This is a genomic window from Bacillus luti, assembly GCF_009739945.1.
GTDB lineage: Bacteria > Bacillota > Bacilli > Bacillales > Bacillaceae_G > Bacillus_A > Bacillus_A luti.
In genome coordinates, this window is record NZ_CP040336.1 from 780,669 (window position 1) to 801,299 (window position 20,631).

At 36.7% G+C, this 20,631-nt stretch carries 19 protein-coding genes and 2 other annotated features; of the genes, 18 read left to right on the forward strand and 1 reads right to left on the reverse strand.

Features of this window, described 5'->3' with window-relative positions; genetic code table 11:
• The first annotated feature begins 121 nt into the window (after window positions 1-121).
• The 16 genes from polA to EUC40_RS04165 all read left to right on the forward strand — a co-directional run bounded on the left by polA (window position 122) and on the right by EUC40_RS04165 (window position 17,178).
• The gene (gene polA, locus EUC40_RS04090) at window positions 122-2,755 is read left to right on the forward strand and encodes a DNA polymerase I (RefSeq protein WP_071710394.1); all 2,634 of its coding nucleotides are present in this window, start codon (window positions 122-124) and stop codon (window positions 2,753-2,755) included.
• Between the two features lie 12 nt (window positions 2,756-2,767).
• Window positions 2,768-3,598 carry a DNA-formamidopyrimidine glycosylase gene (gene mutM / locus EUC40_RS04095; protein WP_156573788.1) on the forward strand — a complete coding sequence of 277 codons (831 nt, stop codon included), beginning with the start codon at window positions 2,768-2,770 and terminating at the stop codon, window positions 3,596-3,598.
• Between the two features lie 72 nt (window positions 3,599-3,670).
• Complete coding sequence (ytaF, locus tag EUC40_RS04100) at window positions 3,671-4,303, forward strand: sporulation membrane protein YtaF (RefSeq protein ID WP_071710396.1); 633 nt, start codon at window positions 3,671-3,673, stop codon at window positions 4,301-4,303.
• Between the two features lie 51 nt (window positions 4,304-4,354).
• Window positions 4,355-4,957, forward strand: coding sequence for a dephospho-CoA kinase (gene coaE, locus EUC40_RS04105; protein WP_156573790.1), 603 nt, complete (start codon window positions 4,355-4,357; stop codon window positions 4,955-4,957).
• Between the two features lie 109 nt (window positions 4,958-5,066).
• On the forward strand, window positions 5,067-6,095 hold the full coding sequence (locus EUC40_RS04110) for a glyceraldehyde-3-phosphate dehydrogenase (protein WP_000198976.1): 1,029 nt from the start codon (window positions 5,067-5,069) through the stop codon (window positions 6,093-6,095).
• A 387-nt stretch (window positions 6,096-6,482) separates the two neighbouring features.
• Window positions 6,483-6,866 (forward strand): adenosylmethionine decarboxylase, encoded by a 384-nt coding sequence (speD, locus tag EUC40_RS04115; protein WP_002003660.1) that lies wholly within the window; start codon window positions 6,483-6,485, stop codon window positions 6,864-6,866.
• Between the two features lie 287 nt (window positions 6,867-7,153).
• Window positions 7,154-7,615: a transcriptional regulator NrdR gene (gene nrdR, locus EUC40_RS04120; RefSeq protein WP_001203687.1), complete on the forward strand. Its 462-nt coding sequence runs from the start codon at window positions 7,154-7,156 to the stop codon at window positions 7,613-7,615.
• A gap of 148 nt (window positions 7,616-7,763) precedes the next feature.
• Window positions 7,764-9,170: a replication initiation and membrane attachment family protein gene (locus EUC40_RS04125; protein ID WP_156573792.1), complete on the forward strand. Its 1,407-nt coding sequence runs from the start codon at window positions 7,764-7,766 to the stop codon at window positions 9,168-9,170.
• Window positions 9,171-9,203: 33 nt separating this feature from the next.
• Entirely contained in the window at window positions 9,204-10,142 is a 939-nt protein-coding gene (gene dnaI, locus EUC40_RS04130; protein ID WP_000400113.1) for a primosomal protein DnaI, read from the forward strand.
• A gap of 278 nt (window positions 10,143-10,420) precedes the next feature.
• Window positions 10,421-11,302: a putative sporulation protein YtxC gene (ytxC, locus tag EUC40_RS04135; protein ID WP_156573801.1), complete on the forward strand. Its 882-nt coding sequence runs from the start codon at window positions 10,421-10,423 to the stop codon at window positions 11,300-11,302.
• A gap of 31 nt (window positions 11,303-11,333) precedes the next feature.
• Window positions 11,334-11,562 (forward strand) — a binding site (T-box leader).
• A gap of 47 nt (window positions 11,563-11,609) precedes the next feature.
• The gene (thrS, locus tag EUC40_RS04140; RefSeq protein WP_071710400.1) at window positions 11,610-13,547 is read left to right on the forward strand and encodes a threonine--tRNA ligase; all 1,938 of its coding nucleotides are present in this window, start codon (window positions 11,610-11,612) and stop codon (window positions 13,545-13,547) included.
• 210 nt (window positions 13,548-13,757) lie between these two features.
• Window positions 13,758-13,878, forward strand: a sequence feature (ribosomal protein L20 leader region).
• Between the two features lie 62 nt (window positions 13,879-13,940).
• Entirely contained in the window at window positions 13,941-14,444 is a 504-nt protein-coding gene (infC, locus tag EUC40_RS04145) for a translation initiation factor IF-3 (RefSeq protein ID WP_000973214.1), read from the forward strand.
• Between the two features lie 21 nt (window positions 14,445-14,465).
• Window positions 14,466-14,666, forward strand: coding sequence for a 50S ribosomal protein L35 (rpmI, locus tag EUC40_RS04150; protein ID WP_001125945.1), 201 nt, complete (start codon window positions 14,466-14,468; stop codon window positions 14,664-14,666).
• A 37-nt stretch (window positions 14,667-14,703) separates the two neighbouring features.
• Window positions 14,704-15,060: a 50S ribosomal protein L20 gene (gene rplT, locus EUC40_RS04155; RefSeq protein WP_001138362.1), complete on the forward strand. Its 357-nt coding sequence runs from the start codon at window positions 14,704-14,706 to the stop codon at window positions 15,058-15,060.
• 470 nt (window positions 15,061-15,530) lie between these two features.
• Complete coding sequence (locus EUC40_RS04160; protein ID WP_000365050.1) at window positions 15,531-16,022, forward strand: dUTP diphosphatase; 492 nt, start codon at window positions 15,531-15,533, stop codon at window positions 16,020-16,022.
• A gap of 70 nt (window positions 16,023-16,092) precedes the next feature.
• On the forward strand, window positions 16,093-17,178 hold the full coding sequence (locus EUC40_RS04165) for a M42 family metallopeptidase (protein WP_000163584.1): 1,086 nt from the start codon (window positions 16,093-16,095) through the stop codon (window positions 17,176-17,178).
• A gap of 42 nt (window positions 17,179-17,220) precedes the next feature.
• On the opposite strand, the gene EUC40_RS04170 is transcribed toward EUC40_RS04165, so the two are convergent.
• Window positions 17,221-17,838 (reverse strand): TetR/AcrR family transcriptional regulator, encoded by a 618-nt coding sequence (locus EUC40_RS04170; protein WP_000023674.1) that lies wholly within the window; start codon window positions 17,836-17,838, stop codon window positions 17,221-17,223.
• Between the two features lie 297 nt (window positions 17,839-18,135).
• On the opposite strand from EUC40_RS04170, the gene EUC40_RS04175 reads away from it, so the two are divergent.
• Both EUC40_RS04175 and EUC40_RS04180 read left to right on the forward strand, forming a co-directional pair.
• Entirely contained in the window at window positions 18,136-18,789 is a 654-nt protein-coding gene (locus EUC40_RS04175; protein WP_071710402.1) for an HlyD family secretion protein, read from the forward strand.
• A 12-nt stretch (window positions 18,790-18,801) separates the two neighbouring features.
• Window positions 18,802-20,601 carry a DHA2 family efflux MFS transporter permease subunit gene (locus tag EUC40_RS04180; protein WP_156573803.1) on the forward strand — a complete coding sequence of 600 codons (1,800 nt, stop codon included), beginning with the start codon at window positions 18,802-18,804 and terminating at the stop codon, window positions 20,599-20,601.
• Window positions 20,602-20,631 lie beyond the last annotated feature (30 nt).

Here is a 20,631-nt window from a genome sequence, read left to right on the forward strand (position 1 = left end):
ATATAGGAAAATAACCGTTATTTTTCTTCTCTCTATTAGTCATGTTAATATAGAGAGAGGAAAGGAACGGTTTTTTTCTGTGAAAAAAATCATTTCAAATTTGTATGGGGAGGTTTCTGATTTGGAAAAAAAGGTCGTACTAGTAGATGGTAATAATATCGCGTATCGTGCTTTTTTTGCACTACCGCTTTTAAATAACGACAAAGGTATACATACGAACGCAATTTACGGTTTTACAATGATGTTAATGAGAATATTAGAGGAAGAAAAGCCGACGCATATGTTAGTAGCATTTGATGCAGGCAAAACAACGTTCCGTCATAAAACGTATAGTGAGTATAAGGGTGGACGTCAAAAGACTCCACCTGAGTTATCAGAGCAGTTCCCGTTTATTCGTGAAATGCTTGATGCGTTCAATGTACCACGTTATGAGCTGGCAAATTATGAAGCAGATGACATTATGGGAACGTTAGCGAAAGAAGCGAGTGAGCAAGGGGCAAGTGTAAAAGTTATTTCAGGAGATAAAGATTTACTTCAACTTGTTTCTGATAACACGCTTGTATGTATTCCTAGAAAAGGGATTACAGAAGTAGATGAATATACGACAGAAGCTTTATTTGAGAAATACAGCTTATCACCAAAGCAAATTATCGATATGAAAGGTTTAATGGGAGACCAATCAGATAATATCCCGGGTGTACCAGGAGTTGGTGAAAAAACTGCGATTAAATTGTTAACACAGTTTGGAACGGTTGAAGAGGTGTATGAAAATATAGATCAAGTAAGCGGGAAGAAATTAAAAGAAAAGCTGGAAGCAAATAAAGACCAAGCTCTTATGAGTAAAGATCTTGCAACTATTATTACAGATGCACCGATTACTGTACATGTGGATGATATGGAGTATAAAGGCTATGAAGCAAGTGATGTCATTCCAATGTTCGAGAGTTTAGGATTTACATCTCTTTTAAATAAGTTAGGTGTTACGCCGGAGGAAACAGCTCCAGCTGAATTAGATGATATTACATTTGATATCGTGGAAGAAGTTACACAAGAAATGCTTCAGCAAGATAGTGCGCTTATTGTTGAAGTGCAAGAAGATAATTATCATAAAGCAGATATTCAAGGTTTTGGTATTCAAAATGAAAATGGTTGCTACTTTATTCAGACAGACATTGCCCTTAAGTCAGATGCTTTTAAAGAGTGGCTTGCAAATGGAGAAATGAGAAAGCATACATTTGATGCGAAGCGTGCGATCGTTGCGCTTAAATGGAATGGGATAGATATTCAAGGGATTGACTTTGATTTATTAATCGCTGCGTATTTACTTGATCCAGCTGATACGGACAAAGATTTCCGTACTGTAGCGAAAATGAAAGAAACGCATGCTGTGAAATCCGATGAAGAAGTTTACGGAAAAGGCGCGAAGCGTGCTGTTCCAGAGCTAGAAGTAGTAGCGGAGCATGTCGCTCGTAAAGTGCATGTATTATATGATGTAAAGCAAACATTCATTGAAGAGTTAGAAAAAAATGAGCAATATGAACTATTTACAGAGTTAGAATTGCCACTTGCACGTGTATTAGCTGATATGGAAGTAAAAGGTGTAAAAGTTGATACGGATCGTCTTCGTAATATGGGAGAAGAGCTTGCAGGTAGATTAAAGGAAATGGAACAGGAAATTTATAAGCTTGCGGGAACAGAATTTAATATTAATTCACCGAAGCAGCTTGGTGTTATTCTGTTTGAAAACTTAAACTTACCAGTTATTAAAAAGACGAAAACAGGCTATTCTACATCAGCTGATGTACTAGACAAGCTTATGGATCACCATGAGATCATTCCAAATATTTTACATTATCGTCAATTAGGAAAACTAAACTCAACTTATATTGAAGGTTTATTGAAAGTTGTACATGAAGATTCATGTAAAATCCATACTCGTTTCAATCAAGTATTAACGCAAACAGGCCGATTAAGCTCAACGGATCCGAACTTGCAAAATATCCCGATTCGATTAGAAGAAGGAAGAAAGATTCGTCAGGCATTCGTTCCATCAGAAGAAGGATGGATTATGTACGCAGCAGATTATTCGCAAATTGAACTTCGTGTATTAGCTCATATTGCAAATGATAAAGGGCTAGTTGAAGCGTTCCAACATGACATGGATATTCATACGAAAACAGCTATGGATGTATTTGGCGTTGAAAAAGATGAAGTAACTTCAAATATGAGACGACAAGCGAAAGCTGTTAACTTCGGAATTGTATATGGTATTAGTGATTATGGTCTTTCGCAAAACTTAGGAATTACAAGAAAAGCAGCAGCGGAATTTATTGAAAAGTATTTAGAAAGTTTCCCTGGTGTACAAGAATACATGGAGGACATCGTAAAAGATGCGAAACAAAAAGGATATGTGGCTACATTATTAAATCGTCGCCGTTACATTCCAGAAATTACGAGTCGTAATTTCAATCTACGTAGCTTTGCTGAACGTACAGCTATGAATACACCAATTCAAGGTACTGCAGCAGATATTATTAAAAAAGCGATGATTATTATGGCGGATCGTTTAGAAGAAGAAGGATTACAAGCGCGTCTTCTTCTGCAAGTACACGATGAATTAATATTTGAAGCACCAAAAGAAGAAATTGAAAAATTAGAGAAGCTTGTACCAGAAGTAATGGAACATGCAATTGAACTGGCAGTTCCGCTGAAAGTTGATTATTCTTACGGTCCAACTTGGTACGACGCAAAATAAGGAAGTGATGAAATGCCTGAATTACCAGAGGTTGAAAACGTCAGACGGACACTTGAAAATCTTGTAACAGGAAAAACAATTGCAGATGTCATTGTTACTTATCCCAAAATAGTAAAACGTCCGGATGATGCAGAAATCTTTAAAGAAATGCTAAAAGGCGAGACGATTGAAAATGTAAAGCGAAGAGGAAAGTTTTTGCTTTTATATGTAACGAATTATGTCATTGTTTCCCATTTGCGTATGGAAGGTAAGTTTTTACTACATCAAGAGGATGAGCCGATTGATAAACATACGCATGTCCGTTTCTTATTTACAGATGGAACTGAATTGCATTATAAAGACGTGAGAAAGTTTGGTACGATGCATCTCTTTAAGAAAGGTGAAGAATTGAATCAAATGCCTCTTGTTGATTTAGGACCAGAGCCATTTGATGCTGAATTGACACCGAAGTATTTACAAGAGAGATTGCAAAAGACAAATCGCAAAATAAAAGTCGTATTATTAGACCAACGCCTTTTAGTAGGGCTTGGAAATATATATGTAGATGAAGTTTTATTCCGTTCTCAAATTCATCCAGAACGAGAAGCGTCGTCTTTAACAGAAGAAGAAATCGAGAGAGTGTACGAAGCGATTGTTACAACGCTAGGCGAAGCAGTGAAGCGAGGCGGAAGTACAATTAGAACGTATATTAATTCGCAAGGACAAATTGGTTCATTCCAAGAACTTCTAAATGTATATGGGAAAAAGGGAGAACCATGTGTGACTTGCGGTACGATTTTAGAAAAAACAGTTGTTGGCGGGAGAGGAACGCATTACTGCCCAATTTGTCAGCCTAGAATATAGAAAAGAGATAACATCGGATAGGCATTTGTCATATACATACAGCAGAGCTATGTATAAGGGAGGAGCTTACCGATGTACCTTTATTTATCTCTTATTTTATTAGCTTTTACATTAAGCTTAGATAGCTGTAGTGTAGGGCTAACATATGGTTTAAGAAGCGTAAGAATTCCACTAAGATCAATTATAATTATCGGAATTTGTTCAGCGGCTGTTATGCTTGTTTCAATGGGAATTGGACATATGATCGCGAAAGTTTTTTCACCTGTTATCGCAACGCGTATCGGTGGGCTTGTTCTTATTGGAATAGGGATTTGGGTATTATACCAATTTTTTCGGAGTGATAAAAAAGAAGAACCGAAGCAAGAGGAGAAGGTCTGGAAATTAGAGATTGCTTCACTAGGACTAGTGATTCAAATTTTACGGAAACCGACTGTTGCAGATTTTGATAAATCGGGTACTATTTCTGCAGGAGAAGCATTACTTCTCGGTATAGCTCTTTCTGTAGATTCGTTTGGTGCTGGAATTGGCGCATCTTTATTAGGTTATGCACCTGCTATGATGGCGATATTAGTCGCAGTAATGAGTTCTTTATTTTTATTTATTGGAATGAAGCTTGGTACGGTTTTATCGAATATGAAATGGTTGCAAAAATTTACATTCCTGCCTGGGGTATTACTCATCATTATTGGAATTTGGAAAATGTAAGTATGGGCGTGGAACATTAGTTTCGCGCCTTTTATTATGAGGAGGATTATTATGACAGTAGTAATTGGATTAACGGGAGGCATTGCAAGCGGAAAAAGTACGGTATCAGAAATGTTTCGTGAGCTAAGTATACCAGTTATTGATGCAGATGTTATTGCAAGAGAAGTTGTAGAACAAGGAAAACCAGCATATAACAAAATTGTAGAGACATTTGGAACGGAAGTGTTACAACAAGATGGGGAACTGGATCGTCCAAAATTGGGAAGCATCGTTTTCTATAATGAAGAAAAACGATTGCAGTTAAATAAAATTGTGCATCCTGCAGTACGTGAAGAAATGAATACACAAAAAGAAATGTACATAAAAAAAGGTGTGCAAGCGATTGTGTTAGATATCCCGCTATTGTTTGAAAGTAAATTAACAAGTCTTGTGGATCGTGTTTTAGTTGTAGCAGTTACGCCGAATACACAATTAAATCGCTTAATGAAACGAAATAACTTTTCAGAGAAAGAAGCAACGGCTCGTATTCAATCTCAGATGCCATTAGAAGAAAAAGTGAAAAATGCAGATGAAGTGATAAATAATGATGGCACAATTATGGGAACGAAAACACAATTACAGGTAATTTTAAAGAAATGGAACATTATTGACTAAAAAATTGTGAAATTAGTGAAAATGCTTAGTGACATATCTCCTTTTTGTGTTATACTATTATTGGGATTGGAGATAAATAGTATAACGCATTCAAGGGGGATAACATATTATGACTCGTGTGGCAATTAATGGATTTGGACGTATTGGGAGAATGGTATTTCGTCAGGCAATAAAAGAAAGCGCATTCGAAATTGTAGCAATCAATGCAAGCTATCCATCTGAAACGTTAGCACATTTAATTAAATATGATACAGTTCACGGCAAGTTTGACGGAACAGTAGAAGCATTTGAAGATCACTTATTAGTTGATGGGAAAATGATTCGCCTTTTAAACAACCGCGATCCAAAGGAATTGCCTTGGACAGATCTAGGTGTTGAAGTCGTAATTGAAGCAACTGGTAAATTTAATTCAAAAGAAAAAGCAATTCTTCACGTTGAAGCTGGAGCGAAAAAAGTTATTTTAACAGCGCCTGGTAAAAATGAAGATGTAACAATTGTAGTTGGTGTGAACGAAGACCAATTAGATATTACAAAACATACTGTTATTTCAAATGCATCTTGTACAACAAACTGTTTAGCACCTGTTGTGAAGGTGTTAGATGAGCAGTTCGGAATTGAAAACGGTTTAATGACAACTGTTCACGCTTATACAAATGACCAAAAAAATATTGATAACCCACATAAAGATTTAAGAAGAGCACGTGCTTGCGGACAATCAATTATTCCGACAACTACAGGTGCTGCGAAAGCGCTAGCAAAAGTTCTTCCGCATTTAAACGGAAAACTTCACGGTATGGCACTTCGTGTACCGACGCCAAACGTGTCTCTTGTTGACTTAGTAGTAGATGTAAAACGTGATGTGACAGTTGAAGCTATTAATGATGCATTCAAAACTGTTGCCAACGGTGCGTTAAAAGGCATCGTAGAGTTCAGTGAAGAGCCATTAGTATCTATCGACTTTAATACAAATACACACTCAGCTATTATCGATGGTTTATCTACAATGGTAATGGGTGAGCGTAAAGTGAAAGTACTTGCTTGGTATGATAACGAGTGGGGCTACTCTCGTCGTGTTGTAGACCTTGTAACGTTAGTTGTTGACGAATTAGCGAAACAAAAAAACGTGCAACATATTTAAGTGAATAAGGGAGAGGGCAGGTGAATATTTGCCCTCTTTTTTTAATTTTTTCTGAAAAGGAAAAAAATTATACGAGTATATTTTAAAAAGTGGACATACCACAAAGCGTTGGGATTACTGCATTCGTGAATCATTTCTTTTTTTTAGGGAAAAGTAAAGAGGAAAATATGACAGAAAATCGAAAAAACTGTTGTTGCAAAATGAAAATAAACAAAGTATACTAACACTCGTAAACTTAAGAGCTGAGGTACGTAGTCACTACTTAAAGGGTTAGGACCTCTCTGGACTAACTTTCCCCCGTGGTAGTGGAGCAAGCCAAATTGCAAATTAGTTTTCAATTCGAACAGTTAGAATAAATTTACAAGGGGGAACTGTAGAATGGATACTATGGATACGATGGGTCGTCACGTGATCGCTGAACTTTGGGATTGCGATTTCGACAAGCTTAATGACATGCCGTATATTGAACAATTATTTGTGGATGCAGCACTAAGAGCTGGTGCTGAAGTACGTGAGGTTGCTTTTCATAAATTTGCACCACAAGGTGTAAGTGGAGTAGTAATTATCTCGGAATCACATTTAACAATTCATAGCTTTCCGGAGCACGGTTACGCAAGTATTGATGTTTATACTTGTGGGGATCGTATTGATCCAAATGTTGCTGCAGAATATATTGCAGAAGGTTTAAACGCGAAAACGCGTGAGAGCATCGAGCTTCCTCGAGGCACTGGTAGCTTCGAAATTAAGCAGAGAGAAACAAAAGCTCTTTAAAAAAGAACATAATTGATTTAAAATGTAAAGAGGTGTATAATGCACCTCTTTTTTAGTTTATAAAAAAGGAAAACATAACGTACTTGTTAGTTGGATAAATTGAAATTTTACAAATAAGTTAGTGTCGCATCTACCATCTCATTTTGTTGAAAAACTTGATGATGAAATAATGCGTTGAAACTTAAAGTGGTAAGAGCGTTAGAATGAGTTATATAATATTGTATATATATTTTTAGGTGAAGTGAGTAGAGAGAAAATAAAGATTATAGTGTAAAGGAGTGAATATATTGCGTTGTCCATCCTGTTCTCATAATGGCACAAGAGTGTTAGATTCGCGTCCGGTAGACGAGGGGCGCTCTATTCGAAGAAGGAGAGAGTGTGAAAGTTGTTTAAGTCGCTTTACGACATTTGAAAGAGTAGAAGAGTCGCCTCTTATCGTTGTTAAAAAAGAAGGTACACGGGAAGAGTTTAATAAAGAAAAGATTTTACGTGGTTTAATTAAAGCGTGTGAAAAAAGACCGGTATCTTTAAGACAATTAGAGGAAGTAACACAAAGTGTGGAGCGTGAACTTCGTAATTTAGGTATTTCAGAAGTGAAAAGTGATATGATTGGTGAAATAGTTATGGAAGAGCTTCGTGATATCGATGATGTTGCTTACGTGCGTTTTGCTTCTGTATATCGTCAATTTAAAGATTTAAATGTATTTATTGAAGAATTAAAAGATATACTGCAAAAAGAAAGAGAATAGAAGCCCAATTCCGTTCTCTTTACATACTGTAAGTAATGAGATAAGAGAGCTAGAAGCGTAAGCTAATAGCTCTTTTTCGCTAATAAAATATATAATGAAGATAGAATGAATTTAAGGATAGATTGAATGAGAGAAAGGAAAAGCAAGAATGGAAAAACAGTCATGGATGGAGCTATTGCCGATTGATCGTTACAAAGTAAGTGCGAAAGGGCTACTACATAATTACGACCGAAAAGTGTTAACAATGTTGTATCAGCCGTTAATAGGTAGTAGAGCTTTTAGTTTATACATGACGCTATGGGGAGAGTTAGAGCAGGATCGTGTATTTGGAAAAGAGAATACACATCATTCCCTTATGGTGACTATGCAAATGCAACTTCCTGAAATATATGAGGAGCGAGTGAAGTTAGAGGCGATTGGGCTTTTAAAGGTATATATTAAGAAAGAAAAAGATATTCGAATGTTTATATACGAGTTGCAACCGCCTTTATCTCCGAAGCAGTTTTTTGATGATATTGTTTTAAGTATCTTTTTATACAATCGATTGAGTCGGACAAAATATAATCAAGTAAAGCAATATTTCTTAGAAGAAGAATTTGATTTTGTTTCTTATGAAAATGTTACGCGCTCTTTCAATGATGTGTTCGGATCGTTTAATCCAGGGCAGCTTGAGCATGCGCAAGAAGACCTTCGTATTCCAAAAACGACAACTATGCCAAGTAATGAGAAGGGAGACGCTCCGGAAGTTTGGAATGATTTCTTTGATTTCTCCTTATTTGTAGACGGCTTGTCTGCTCTTGTTCCTAAAAAGGCGATTACAGATCAAGTGCGAGAATGTGTCATTACACTTGCTTACGTGTATGGTGTAGATGTGTTATCGATGCAAAATATCGTTCTTGGTGCGGTGACAGAGATGCAGACCATTGATATTGAAAGGCTTAGAAAAGGAGCGCGTGATTGGTATCAGTTCGAAAACGGTCAAGCGTTACCTGTATTAAGTGAAAGAGTACAGCCTCACGCTGCACGTATGATGAAAGAGAAAGAGCCTTCTACACAAGAAGAGATGTTAATCAAACAGTTAGAGGAAATCTCACCAAAACAACTATTGAAAGAAATCTCTGGTGGTGCAGAGGCCACGAAGGCTGACTTGCAAATCGTTGAAGATGTAATGATGAACCAAAAGTTAACGCCAGGTGTTGTGAATGTACTTATTTATTACGTTATGCTACGCTCAGATATGAAGCTTGCGAAAACGTATGTGGAGAAGATTGCTGGTCATTGGGCGCGTAAAAAGGTTGGCACAGTAGCTGAAGCGATGGCACTGGCGAAAGAGGAAAACCGTCAATATCAAGAGTGGGCTGAGACGAAGAAAAAAGGTCGTACGTCGAAGAAAACGGTACGAAAAGAAATGGTACCAGATTGGCTGAAAGAAGAGCCGAAAGAACAAGAGAAAGAAACTGTGAAAAAAGATGTAAGTGTTGAAAAAGGTGCAAGTACGTTAGAAGATGAACGAAAACGACTAGAAGAAGTGTTGAAAAAATATAAGCGTGATTAATAGAAGAGAATGAACGCTCTTTGAGGTGAGAAAATGGAGCATATTCAAAATTCATTTGCAAAGTTAATGGAAAATAAAAATTTTAAAAATAGATATGAAGTATTAAAGGCGGAAGTAATGGCACATCCGCGTGTGAAAGCATTTATAGACGAACATCAAGGTGAAGTAACAACTTCTATGATTGAGCGTAGTCTTGTGAAATTATACGAATATATTGGACAAAGTGTAGGTTGCGCGGATTGTCCGGATTTAGGTTCGTGTAAAAACATGCTGCAAGGATATGAGCCAAAGCTTGTTATTCAAGGTAAGATGATTGATATTCAATATGATCGCTGCATTAGAAAAGTAGCGTATGACGAGAGGAAAAAATACGAAAAACTCGTTCAAAGTGTATATATGCCAAATGATATTTTACAGGCAACGATGGAGAATTTAGATCCTTCCGATTTAGATGCACGTATCCATGCAATCGGAGCGGCGAATGAATTTTTAAGTACATATGAACCAGGTAAAAAAGTACAAGGTTTATATTTGTACGGTAAATTTGGTGTAGGAAAAACGTATTTATTAGGAGCAATCGCGAATGAACTTGCTCGAAAGAAAATAAGCTCGATGCTTGTATACTTCCCAGAATTTTTACGTGAAATTAAAAGTTCGATTCAAGATAATTCGATTGGGGAAAAAATTGATGCCGTTAAACGTGTACAAGTGCTAATGTTAGATGATATTGGAGCGGAAGCGATGTCGAGCTTTGTACGTGACGACGTGCTCGGCGCAATCTTACAATTCCGTATGCTAGAAAACTTGCCAACGTTCTTTACGTCTAACTTTGATTTCAAGGAGCTGGAACATCATTTAACGTATACACAACGTGGTGAAGCGGAAGAAATGAAAGCAGCTCGTATTATGGAAAGGATTAAATATTTAGCGAAACCAATTTCAATTGGCGGGAAAAACCGTCGTCATAAGTAAAAGAGCGAGCTGAGAAGCTTGCTCTTTTTTCGTTTTGAACGCATTATACACTAGCTGAATTGTAAAATGAAAAGTTCTTATAGAAAATTCATTGTAGCTTGTATCATTTTTTTCTCCCTCCCTTAATATATATAAAATTAGCAAGCCATATCGAGTGGATCTTCTAACGATAGGAAATGAAATTCTACTAAGAGTGAACTTCATGCGGAACGGACTCTTATAGGACTTGTAACGTATAGATACAATCCTTTAGAGCGGGGATAAAAGGGGGGACAAAAGTGATTGAAATTTGCTTCGAAGAAAAAAATGATGCTATGCACGTATATAAACAACTACTGAAAAGAGCGGAAATGTTATATAAGGAAACGAGTGTGTACTTGCAGGAACAGAAAGTTGTGATTCACATACCAGTGCGTGAATCGAATTATATTGAAAAGATTTTATTACCAGTAATGGTGTATTTCATTGTGAATGTGAAACAAAATGAGTGGATATATACAATCCTAAAAGAAAAGTTTTTTTATGAAGAACAAGAAGAGTGTCATCAAATATTGCATATGGCACAGGAGATTTTAAAGGGAAGAAGAAAAGGTGTAGCGCAGGATTTAACACGCAATGCATTTGAATCATACATTAAGTCTTCTTTAAATAATTGGATTTGTGACCCGCTCTCATTCTCGTTTACATCATATGTTCGTTTTCGTCTTCGTACATATAGGGAAATGGTAGCTAAGCTTGCGGAAGTGGCGATTGATGAGTATAAGATGGAACAAGAGTATCAAATGTTCATTGAGACGCTTCGGCAACAAGTGAGTAGTCGGAAATCACGTTTGTCCTGTGTGCACCTTATTTTTGATGAAAGCTTTATTTTTTATGATGATAAAGGTAGACGTTTAAAACAGGAGAGATTGGTCCAATATATAGATGAAGAATTATTAAAGCAAAAGGATGTATATATTGATACGAAAATAATTGCACCACTTCTTTCTATTTCGCCGAAAAAAATTTATTTATATACGAAAGAACAAGATCACAATATGATTATTACGTTGCGAAACGTATTTCAAGAACGAGTACAATTACATGGATTACATGAGTTTGAGCGCAATGTGAAAAATTTAAAAAATAAAGGTAACGCCCTTGATTTTCTAAGTTTTTGAGCATATAATTACCTACATAAATGAAATATATCGAAATGTCATGATGAGGACATGAGTAGTTTTCTACGATTTTCAGAGAGGGGAGCCTTAGGGTGTGAGCTTCCTAGTACGGGATTATTACTTACCACCTCTAAACTTTAGCAGTGAACGATTTTTCTAGTAATTGCTAACGGACAACACCGTTATGTTGAACTTGAGCAATTAACAATTATGTTAATTGGAACAAGGGTGGAACCACGAATTCAACACTCGTCCCTTTTTACGGGATGAGTGTTTTTTATTTTGAAAAAAAGAGGAGTGACCAGTGATGGCAGATGTAGTTAAAATTACTTTCCCTGATGGAGCTGTGAAGGAGTTTCCTAAAGGCGTAACAACTGAAGAAATCGCAGCTTCTATTAGCCCAGGCTTAAAGAAAAAAGCTGTGGCTGGAAAATTAAATGATGAGATGATCGATCTTGTTACACCAATCGAAGAAGATGGTGCAGTTTCTATCATTACATTAGATTCTGAAGATGGCTTATATATTTTACGCCACTCAACAGCTCACCTTTTAGCACAAGCGTTAAAACGTTTATATAAAGATGTTAAGGTTGAGCTTGGTATTGGTCCAGTAATTGAAAATGGCTTCTACTACGATATTGATATGGAAGAAGCAATTACAGTTGAAGACTTCAAGAAAATCGAAAAAGAAATGCAAAAAATCGTGAACGAGAACTTAGAAATCGTTCGTCATGAAGTACCACGTGCAGAAGCAATTCGTCGTTTTGAAGAAATCGGCGATGAGTTAAAATTAGATTTAATTAACGATCTTCCAGAAGATGCAGTTATTTCAATCTATGAGCAAGGCGAATTCTTCGACCTTTGTCGTGGTGTTCACCTTCCATCTACAGGGAAAATTAAAGTGTTTAAATTATTAAGCGTAGCGGGTGCTTACTGGCGCGGCGATAGCAATAATAAAATGTTACAACGTATTTACGGTACTGCATTCGTTAAGAAAGCAGAATTAGATGAGCACTTACGTATGCTTGAAGAAGCAAAAGAGCGCGACCATCGTAAATTAGGTAAAGAACTAAAATTGTTTACTAATAGCCAAAAAGTAGGACAAGGTTTACCACTTTGGTTACCAAAAGGTGCGACAATCCGCCGTATTATCGAGCGTTACATCGTTGATAAAGAAGCGAGCTTAGGCTATGATCACGTATACACTCCAGTACTAGGAAGCAGAGAGCTTTATGAAACTTCTGGTCACTGGAACCACTACCGTGATGGTATGTTCCCATCAATGGAAATGGATAATGAAGAGTTAGTTCTTCGTCCAATGAACTGCCCTCACCACATGATGGTTTATAAAAACGATATTCACAGTTACCGTGAACTACCAATCCGTATTGCGGAACTTGGAACAATGCACCGTTATGAAATGTCAGGTGCGTTATCTGGATTACAACGTGTACGCGGGATGACTTTAAACGACGCGCACATTTTCGTTCGTCCAGATCAAATTAAAGAAGAATTGAAACGCGTTGTAAACTTAACTCTAGAAGTGTACAAAGATTTCGGTTTAGAGAACTATTCCTTCCGTCTATCTTATCGCGACCCAGCAGATACTAAAAAGTACTATGCTGATGATGAGATGTGGGAAAAAGCACAAGGTATGTTAAAAGAAGCTATGGATGAAATGGGTCTTGATTACTACGAAGCAGAAGGTGAAGCGGCATTCTACGGTCCAAAACTTGACGTTCAAGTTCGTACTGCTCTTGGAAAAGACGAAACACTTTCAACTGTACAATTAGACTTCTTACTTCCAGAACGCTTTGAATTAGCTTACGTTGGTGAAGACGGTAAACAACATCGTCCAGTTGTAATTCACCGCGGTGTTGTATCAACTATGGAACGCTTCGTAGCCTTCTTAATTGAAGAATACAAAGGTGCATTCCCAACTTGGTTAGCTCCAGTTCAAGCACAAGTAATTCCAGTTTCTCCGCAAGTACATTTAGACTATGCGAAGAAAGTACAAGACGAATTACGCCGTGCTGGTATCCGTGTTGAATTAGATACTCGTGAAGAGAAAATTGGTTACAAAATCCGTGAAGCACAAATGCAAAAAATTCCGTACATGCTTGTAGTAGGTGACAATGAAGTAACTGAAAATGGCGTAAACGTACGTAAATATGGTGAGCAAAAATCAGAAACAATCGCATTAGAGGCTTTTGTTGACATGATTAAAGTAGAAGGCAAACGATAAGAAAGAGCCGCGGTATACCGCGGCTTTTCTATGTAATATAAGTGAGAGAAATTAGAAAAAATAACCATATGATACTTATCATAAAAAAGTATTGCAAGTATGGTAGTTGTTTGTTACAATATTTCTTGTTGTTAGTAAAACACATCGCGTCTTCTTGACAGACGTCATGTCCTATGATAAACTCATCAAGGATAATAGAATATTGTTTTGTGGAACAAGTAGAAGCACCCGCTTCTCACCTGATGGACGCATTCGCAGTTTACAGGTAAATGTATTTCTTACTTAAGATTTTACAAGTGTGGGTGTCGTATGCCCGCACTTTTTTTGTCGGGTTCTATGACTACAAAATATGTTCTGAGAAAACCTTGGAGGTGGCTTACTATTAGCAAGGATATGATGATTAACGAGCAAATTCGTGCACGTGAAGTACGTTTAGTTGGCGCAAATGGCGATCAACTTGGAATCAAGTCTCGTAATGACGCTTTAGACTTAGCTGCAAATCTTAATCTTGATTTAGTATTAGTTGCTCCAAATGCGAAACCGCCAGTATGCCGCATTATGGACTACGGTAAATTCCGCTTTGAGCAACAGAAGAAAGAAAAAGAACAGCGCAAAAATCAAAAAGTAATTAGCATGAAAGAAGTTCGTTTAAGTCCAACAATTGATGAACATGACTTTAACACAAAACTTCGTAATGCTATCAAGTTTTTAGAGAAAGGCGACAAGGTTAAAGCGTCAATTCGCTTTAAAGGACGTGCCATTACTCATAAAGAAATCGGTCAACGTGTTTTAGATCGCTTCTCAGAAGCTTGTGCTGAAGTTAGTACAATCGAATCTAAGCCTAAAATGGAAGGACGCAGTATGTTCTTAGTTTTAGCACCGAAAAACGATAAGTAATAGATAGAGGAGGAAATACCTATGCCTAAACAAAAAACTCATCGCGGCGCTGCAAAGCGTTTCAAAAAGACTGGATCAGGTAAACTGAAACGTTCTCACGCTTACACAAGCCATTTATTCGCTAACAAATCTACAAAAGCTAAACGTAAACTACGTAAAGCTGGTGTAGTAAGCGCTGGTGACTTCAAACGCATTCGTCAAATGCTTGACAACTTAAAATAAGTTCGGCTGATATATAGAACAATTAGGAGGTAATATTATGCCAAGAGTAAAAGGTGGTACAGTTACTCGTCAACGTCGTAAAAAAGTAATTAAATTAGCAAAAGGTTACTACGGTTCAAAAAATACATTATTCAAGGTTGCTAACCAACAGGTTATGAAATCTCTAATGTATGCATTCCGTGACCGCCGTCAAAAGAAACGTGACTTCCGTAAATTATGGATTACACGTATCAACGCAGCAGCTCGTATGAATGGTCTTTCTTACAGCCGCTTAATGCACGGTCTTAAAAATGCTGGCATCGAAGTTAACCGTAAGATGCTTGCTGACTTAGCTGTTCATGACGAAAAAGCTTTCGCTGAATTAGCAACAGTTGCAAAAAACAACATTAACTAATTAATTAGTTGAAACCTTAGAAGATTTTTCTTCTAAGGTTTTTTGTTTGTATTCAAAGAGAAGTATGTCGTTATCGATATGACAAAATCAATATAAAAGCTATAGCAATATAGAAGAATATGCATATGAAGCCAGGAGAATCCTCCTGGCTTTTTTTCAATTATACTCCTTTGGAAAGAAGAGTATCTTTCCTACCTGAAACGACACTGCTATAATGGAAAGATGATATGGAACTTTCATCAGATAAAATAATATTTTTATTAGTGGGCAATCCCCGGATAAGTATTAACTATCACCAATCGGAGTGAATAATCTAATAGTGATGATTGAAACGTATTTGTAAATTAAGGACAAGCTATTTTGTAAAGAGATAAATGGCTGACTTATTAATAAAAAATGAAAAATAATAATGAACTTTGAGATGAAACAACATTGTTGCGTAAAATGCGATGTTGGAGGAGGACAATAGAATGGACTTACTACAACTATTTAAATTACAAAAAGAACTAGATGACCGTATTGCGAAAGAACATGACTTACAACCGAAAAAGTTGTTAAAAGAAAAAATGTTAGCTCTTCTTGTAGAAATTGGAGAACTTGCAAATGAAACACGTTGTTTTAAATATTGGAGCAATAAACCGGCTTCAGAACGTGAAGTAATATTAGAAGAGTACGTAGATGGTTTGCATTTTATTTTATCAATCGGAATTGATTTAGGTATTGATAAAAACTTCCTATTCTATAAGTGTGCACAAACGAATAAAACACAAGTAGAAATTTTCTTAGACACATATGCGAAAGTGATTCGTTTTACAGATCAACCATCTATTACGAACTATATTGAATTATTTACAAGCTATCTTCGACTTGGACAAGCGCTTGAGTTCGAACAAGAAGAGATTGAAAAAGCGTATTTAGACAAAAATGAAGTAAATCATCAGCGTCAAACACAAGGATACTAATTTAATTTTTGAATATTTCAATTTAATTATTGTATAATGAAGTGACTGAAGAAAAAGGAGGGTGTTGGCAATGACAAAATTAGACTCGACATTGACAATGCTAAAAGAATTAACAGATGCACGTGGTATTGCGGGTAACGAGCGTGAACCACGTGAAGTAATGAAGAAATATATCGAGCCGTTTGCGGACGAACTTTCTACTGATAATTTAGGAAGTTTAGTTGCGAAAAAAGTAGGGGAAGAAAACGGCCCGAAAATTATGGTTGCAGGTCATTTAGATGAAGTTGGCTTTATGATTACGCAAATTGATGACAAAGGTTTCCTTCGTTTTCAAACGGTTGGTGGCTGGTGGTCACAAGTTATGCTTGCACAGCGCGTAACAATTGTAACGCGTAAAGGAGACGTAACAGGTGTAATTGGTTCAAAACCACCGCACATTTTACCTCCAGAAGCACGTAAAAAGCCAGTTGACATTAAAGACATGTTCATTGATATTGGTGCTTCTAGCCAAGAAGAAGCGATGGAGTGGGGCGTACGACCTGGAGATCAAGTTGTACCTTACTTTGAATTCCAAGTGATGAAGAATGAAAAAATGTTGCTTGCAAAAGCATGGGATAACCGAATTGGTTGTGCAATTGCAATTGACGTATTAAAACAATTAAAAGATGAAAAGCATCCGAACGTTGTATATGGCGTAGGGACTGTACAAGAAGAAGTCGGTCTTCGTGGTGCGAAAACATCTGCAAACTATATTAAACCAGATATCGCATTCGCAGTAGATGTTGGTATCGCTGGGGATACACCTGGTGTAACGGCAAAAGAAGCGCAAAGTAAAATGGGCGATGGACCACAGATTATTTTATATGACGCTTCTGTTATTGGACATACAGGTTTACGTGACTTTGTAGTGGATGTTGCTGATGAATTACAAATTCCGTACCAATATGATTCGGTAGCGGGCGGGGGAACAGATGCTGGTGCAATTCATATTGCTGTAAATGGTATTCCTTCTATGGCAATTACGATTGCAACGCGATACATTCATTCTCATGCGGCAATGTTACACCGTGATGACTATGAAAATGCAGTGAAGTTAATTGTGGAAGTTATTAAACGTCTTGATAAAGAGGCTGTACATAACATTACATTTAATTAATAGAAAAAAGCGAAGGAACCTCTCCTTCGCTTTTTTATGTTTTTAAAAAGGTCTTTCTAATCCAGCTGCAGTATGAGCTCCTAAAATGATTAAACGAGTTAATTGCATGGCCATGAAATGCGGAGTATATATCATGCCCCTTTTTAACCAAGACATAATCATTCCGATATGAGCACCTGTCACATAGCTAATAAGAATGTCACGGGGAACCATAAGTTCTGTATCATTCGGCTGTGAAATAGACAAGCTCAATGTTAAATGTGTTTGGATTGTTTTCATCATTTTATAAGAGAAGTTTCCAGCTGCCTTATCACCAAGCATAACGTTATAGAAGTTCACATTTTCTGCAATATGTTCGAATAAAGCTAAAAAGGTTGGATTTGGTGAATCAAATGTAAGTTGAAATTCTTCTTTATTTTTATTTTTCGGTTTAATTACTTCCGTTAATTTCTCTAACATTTCTTCAATACTTTTTTCTAATAGGTCATATTTATCGTGGTAATGGCTATAAAACGTGGCGCGATTTACAGGAGCACGTTCTGCAATATGTTGGACCGTTACATTTTCAAATCCTTTTTCGCCTACTAAAGCGACAAAAGCATCCTGTATGAGTTGTCTCGTCCGCTTTACACGTGGATCATTTGTATTTTTAATAGACATTGTTACTTCTCCTCGTTTATTTTTTTACACTTAAACAACATAATGGTATTATATTGTTGTTTAAGCGACATTTCATACTGAAATTGTCGGTTGTAGATTCAAAATAATTATTTATAATTATAAACGATAGTCCTTCAGAAATCAGCACCGCTCACAGGTAGACATATTTTAGTTTACGCTGTAAATGGTGTGATTTTTTTGTTTAAAAGTTAATATAATTAACAATTAAACAGTCTAAACAATAAGGACGTAAATAGTTTAGAAAAAAATTATATGCGATATAAGGAGAGGAATGCAATGAATCAGTTTCGAAGAATGGTGATTATCAACATTATCACATTAATTGTACTAGTTGGCGGCGGCATTGGCGGTTATTACTATTACAATCAAGCGGAAAATTACTTGAAAACAGAAAATGCAAAAATTGATGGAAAGGTAATTCCGATTGCATCACCAGTAGCAGGTAAACTAACTGACTGGAAAGCTGAAGTAGGAAAGAACTACAATGAGAATGATAAATTAGGTGCTGTCACTGTAGCAGCGGCTAATGGAGAACAAACAGTAGATGTAACAATTCCGCAAAATGCAACAGTTGTACAATCAAACGCGACGACAAATGCTTTCGTTGGAGCGGGTAGCCCAATTGCTTATGCATTTGATATGAATAACTTATGGGTAACAGCAAACATTGAAGAAACAGATGTTGACGATGTACAAAAAGGGCAAGATGTAGATGTGTATGTAGATGCATATCCAGATACAACATTATCAGGAAAAGTAGAGCAAGTTGGGTTAACAACAGCGAATACATTCTCTATGCTACCATCAAGCAACGCAACAGCGAACTATACGAAAGTAACACAAGTAGTACCAGTTAAAATTTCTTTAGATCATAGCAAATCAGTAAATATTGTTCCTGGCATGAATGTGACAGTTCGTATTCATAAGTAAGGGGGAGATGAGATGTCCTCAATCGTAATTGCAGGATATGCACTATTTTGTATAATCGTCTTCTTCCTTGTAAATCGTCTTTTACGAAAGAAAAAAACGAACGCGGGAGAAGAACAAGTCCCAGCCGTAAGTAAAATAGAAGTAAGTAATGTAGAAACAGAAGAGAAAGAATTTGAAAACAAGCAAGAACCGGAAATTTCTAATGTAGTTGAGTTAGAAACAGGAAAGCAAGAAGAAGTGAAGCAAGAAAAAGAAGTGCCGAAAAAACAAATGTCTATGCCTGTGGAAAATGTAAATGTAAAAGCAGTTGTAGCGGTATTAATTCTCGGTATGTTCGTTTCCATTTTAAACCAAACAATCATTAACGTTGCATTGCCTCCGTTAATGAATGAATTTAACGTATCAACTTCAACAGCACAATGGTTAATTACAGGCTTTATGCTTGTAAACGGAATTTTAGTGCCGATTAGCGCCTTTTTAGTTTCACGATTTACGTATCGTAAATTATTCGTAGCGGCAATGTTATTCTTCACGGTAGGATCTATCATTTGTGCTATATCAGGTAACTTTACAATGATGATGACGGGCCGCGTTATTCAAGCGGTTGGTGCAGGTATTTTAATGCCAGTTGGTATGAATATCTTCATGACATTATTCCCTCCTCATAAGCGCGGAGCAGCTATGGGATTACTAGGGGTAGCAATGATTTTAGCGCCAGCTATCGGACCAACTGTAACAGGTTGGGTGATTGAAAACTATAGCTGGAACTTGATGTTCTACGGGATGTTTGTAATTGGTTTAATTATTACGTTTCTAGCTTTAAAATTCTTTACACTAGCTCAGCCAGTATCTAAAACGAAATTAGATGTATTTGGTGTTGTTAGTTCAAGTATTGGACTAGGAAGCTTATTGTACGGATTTAGTGAAGCAGGAAATAATAGTTGGACTAGTGCAGAAGTTATTATTTCACTTGTTATTGGGGTAATTGGTTTAGCGTTATTTATTTGGAGAGAGCTAACAACGGACAATAAAATGCTTGATTTACAAGTGTTTAAATATCCAGTATTTACGTTTACTTTAGTAATTAATGCAATTGTAACGATGGCATTATTCGGGGGTATGTTATTGCTTCCAGTATATCTGCAAAACATTCGCGGTTTCACACCGATAGAATCAGGTTTATTATTACTTCCAGGATCATTAATTATGGGGATCATGGGGCCTATTGCAGGTAAACTATTTGATAAGTATGGTATTCGTCCGTTAGCAATTGTCGGATTAGCCATTACGACGTTTGCGACATATGAATTTACAACGTTATCGATGGATACACCGTATAGCGTTATTATGACGGATTATATTATACGCTCAATTGGTATGTCATTCATTATGATGCCAATTATGACAGCTGGTATGAACGCATTGCCGATGAAATTAATTTCTCACGGTACAGCAACGCAAAATACGTCAAGACAAGTAGCTGGTTCAATTGGAACAGCGATATTAATCACGCTTATGACGCAACAAACGACTGCTCACGTAGCAGATTACGGCAATATGTTAACAACGTCCAACCCAATATTAGTTGATAAAGTACACGGTATGGGCCAAAGTTTAGCGGCCTTAGCTGGATCAGCTCAAGCAGGAGATGCGATGAGCACGCAACTATTATATGGACAAATTTCAAAGCTATCTGCAATTAACGGTATTAACGATGCCTTCTTAATTGCAACGATACTCGCAGGTATTGCTTGGGTGTTATCGTTCTTCTTACCATCAGGCAATAAACCAAATAGAAAAGCAGGGAATTAATTCCCTGCTTTTTTGTCTTTTTATAAAAGG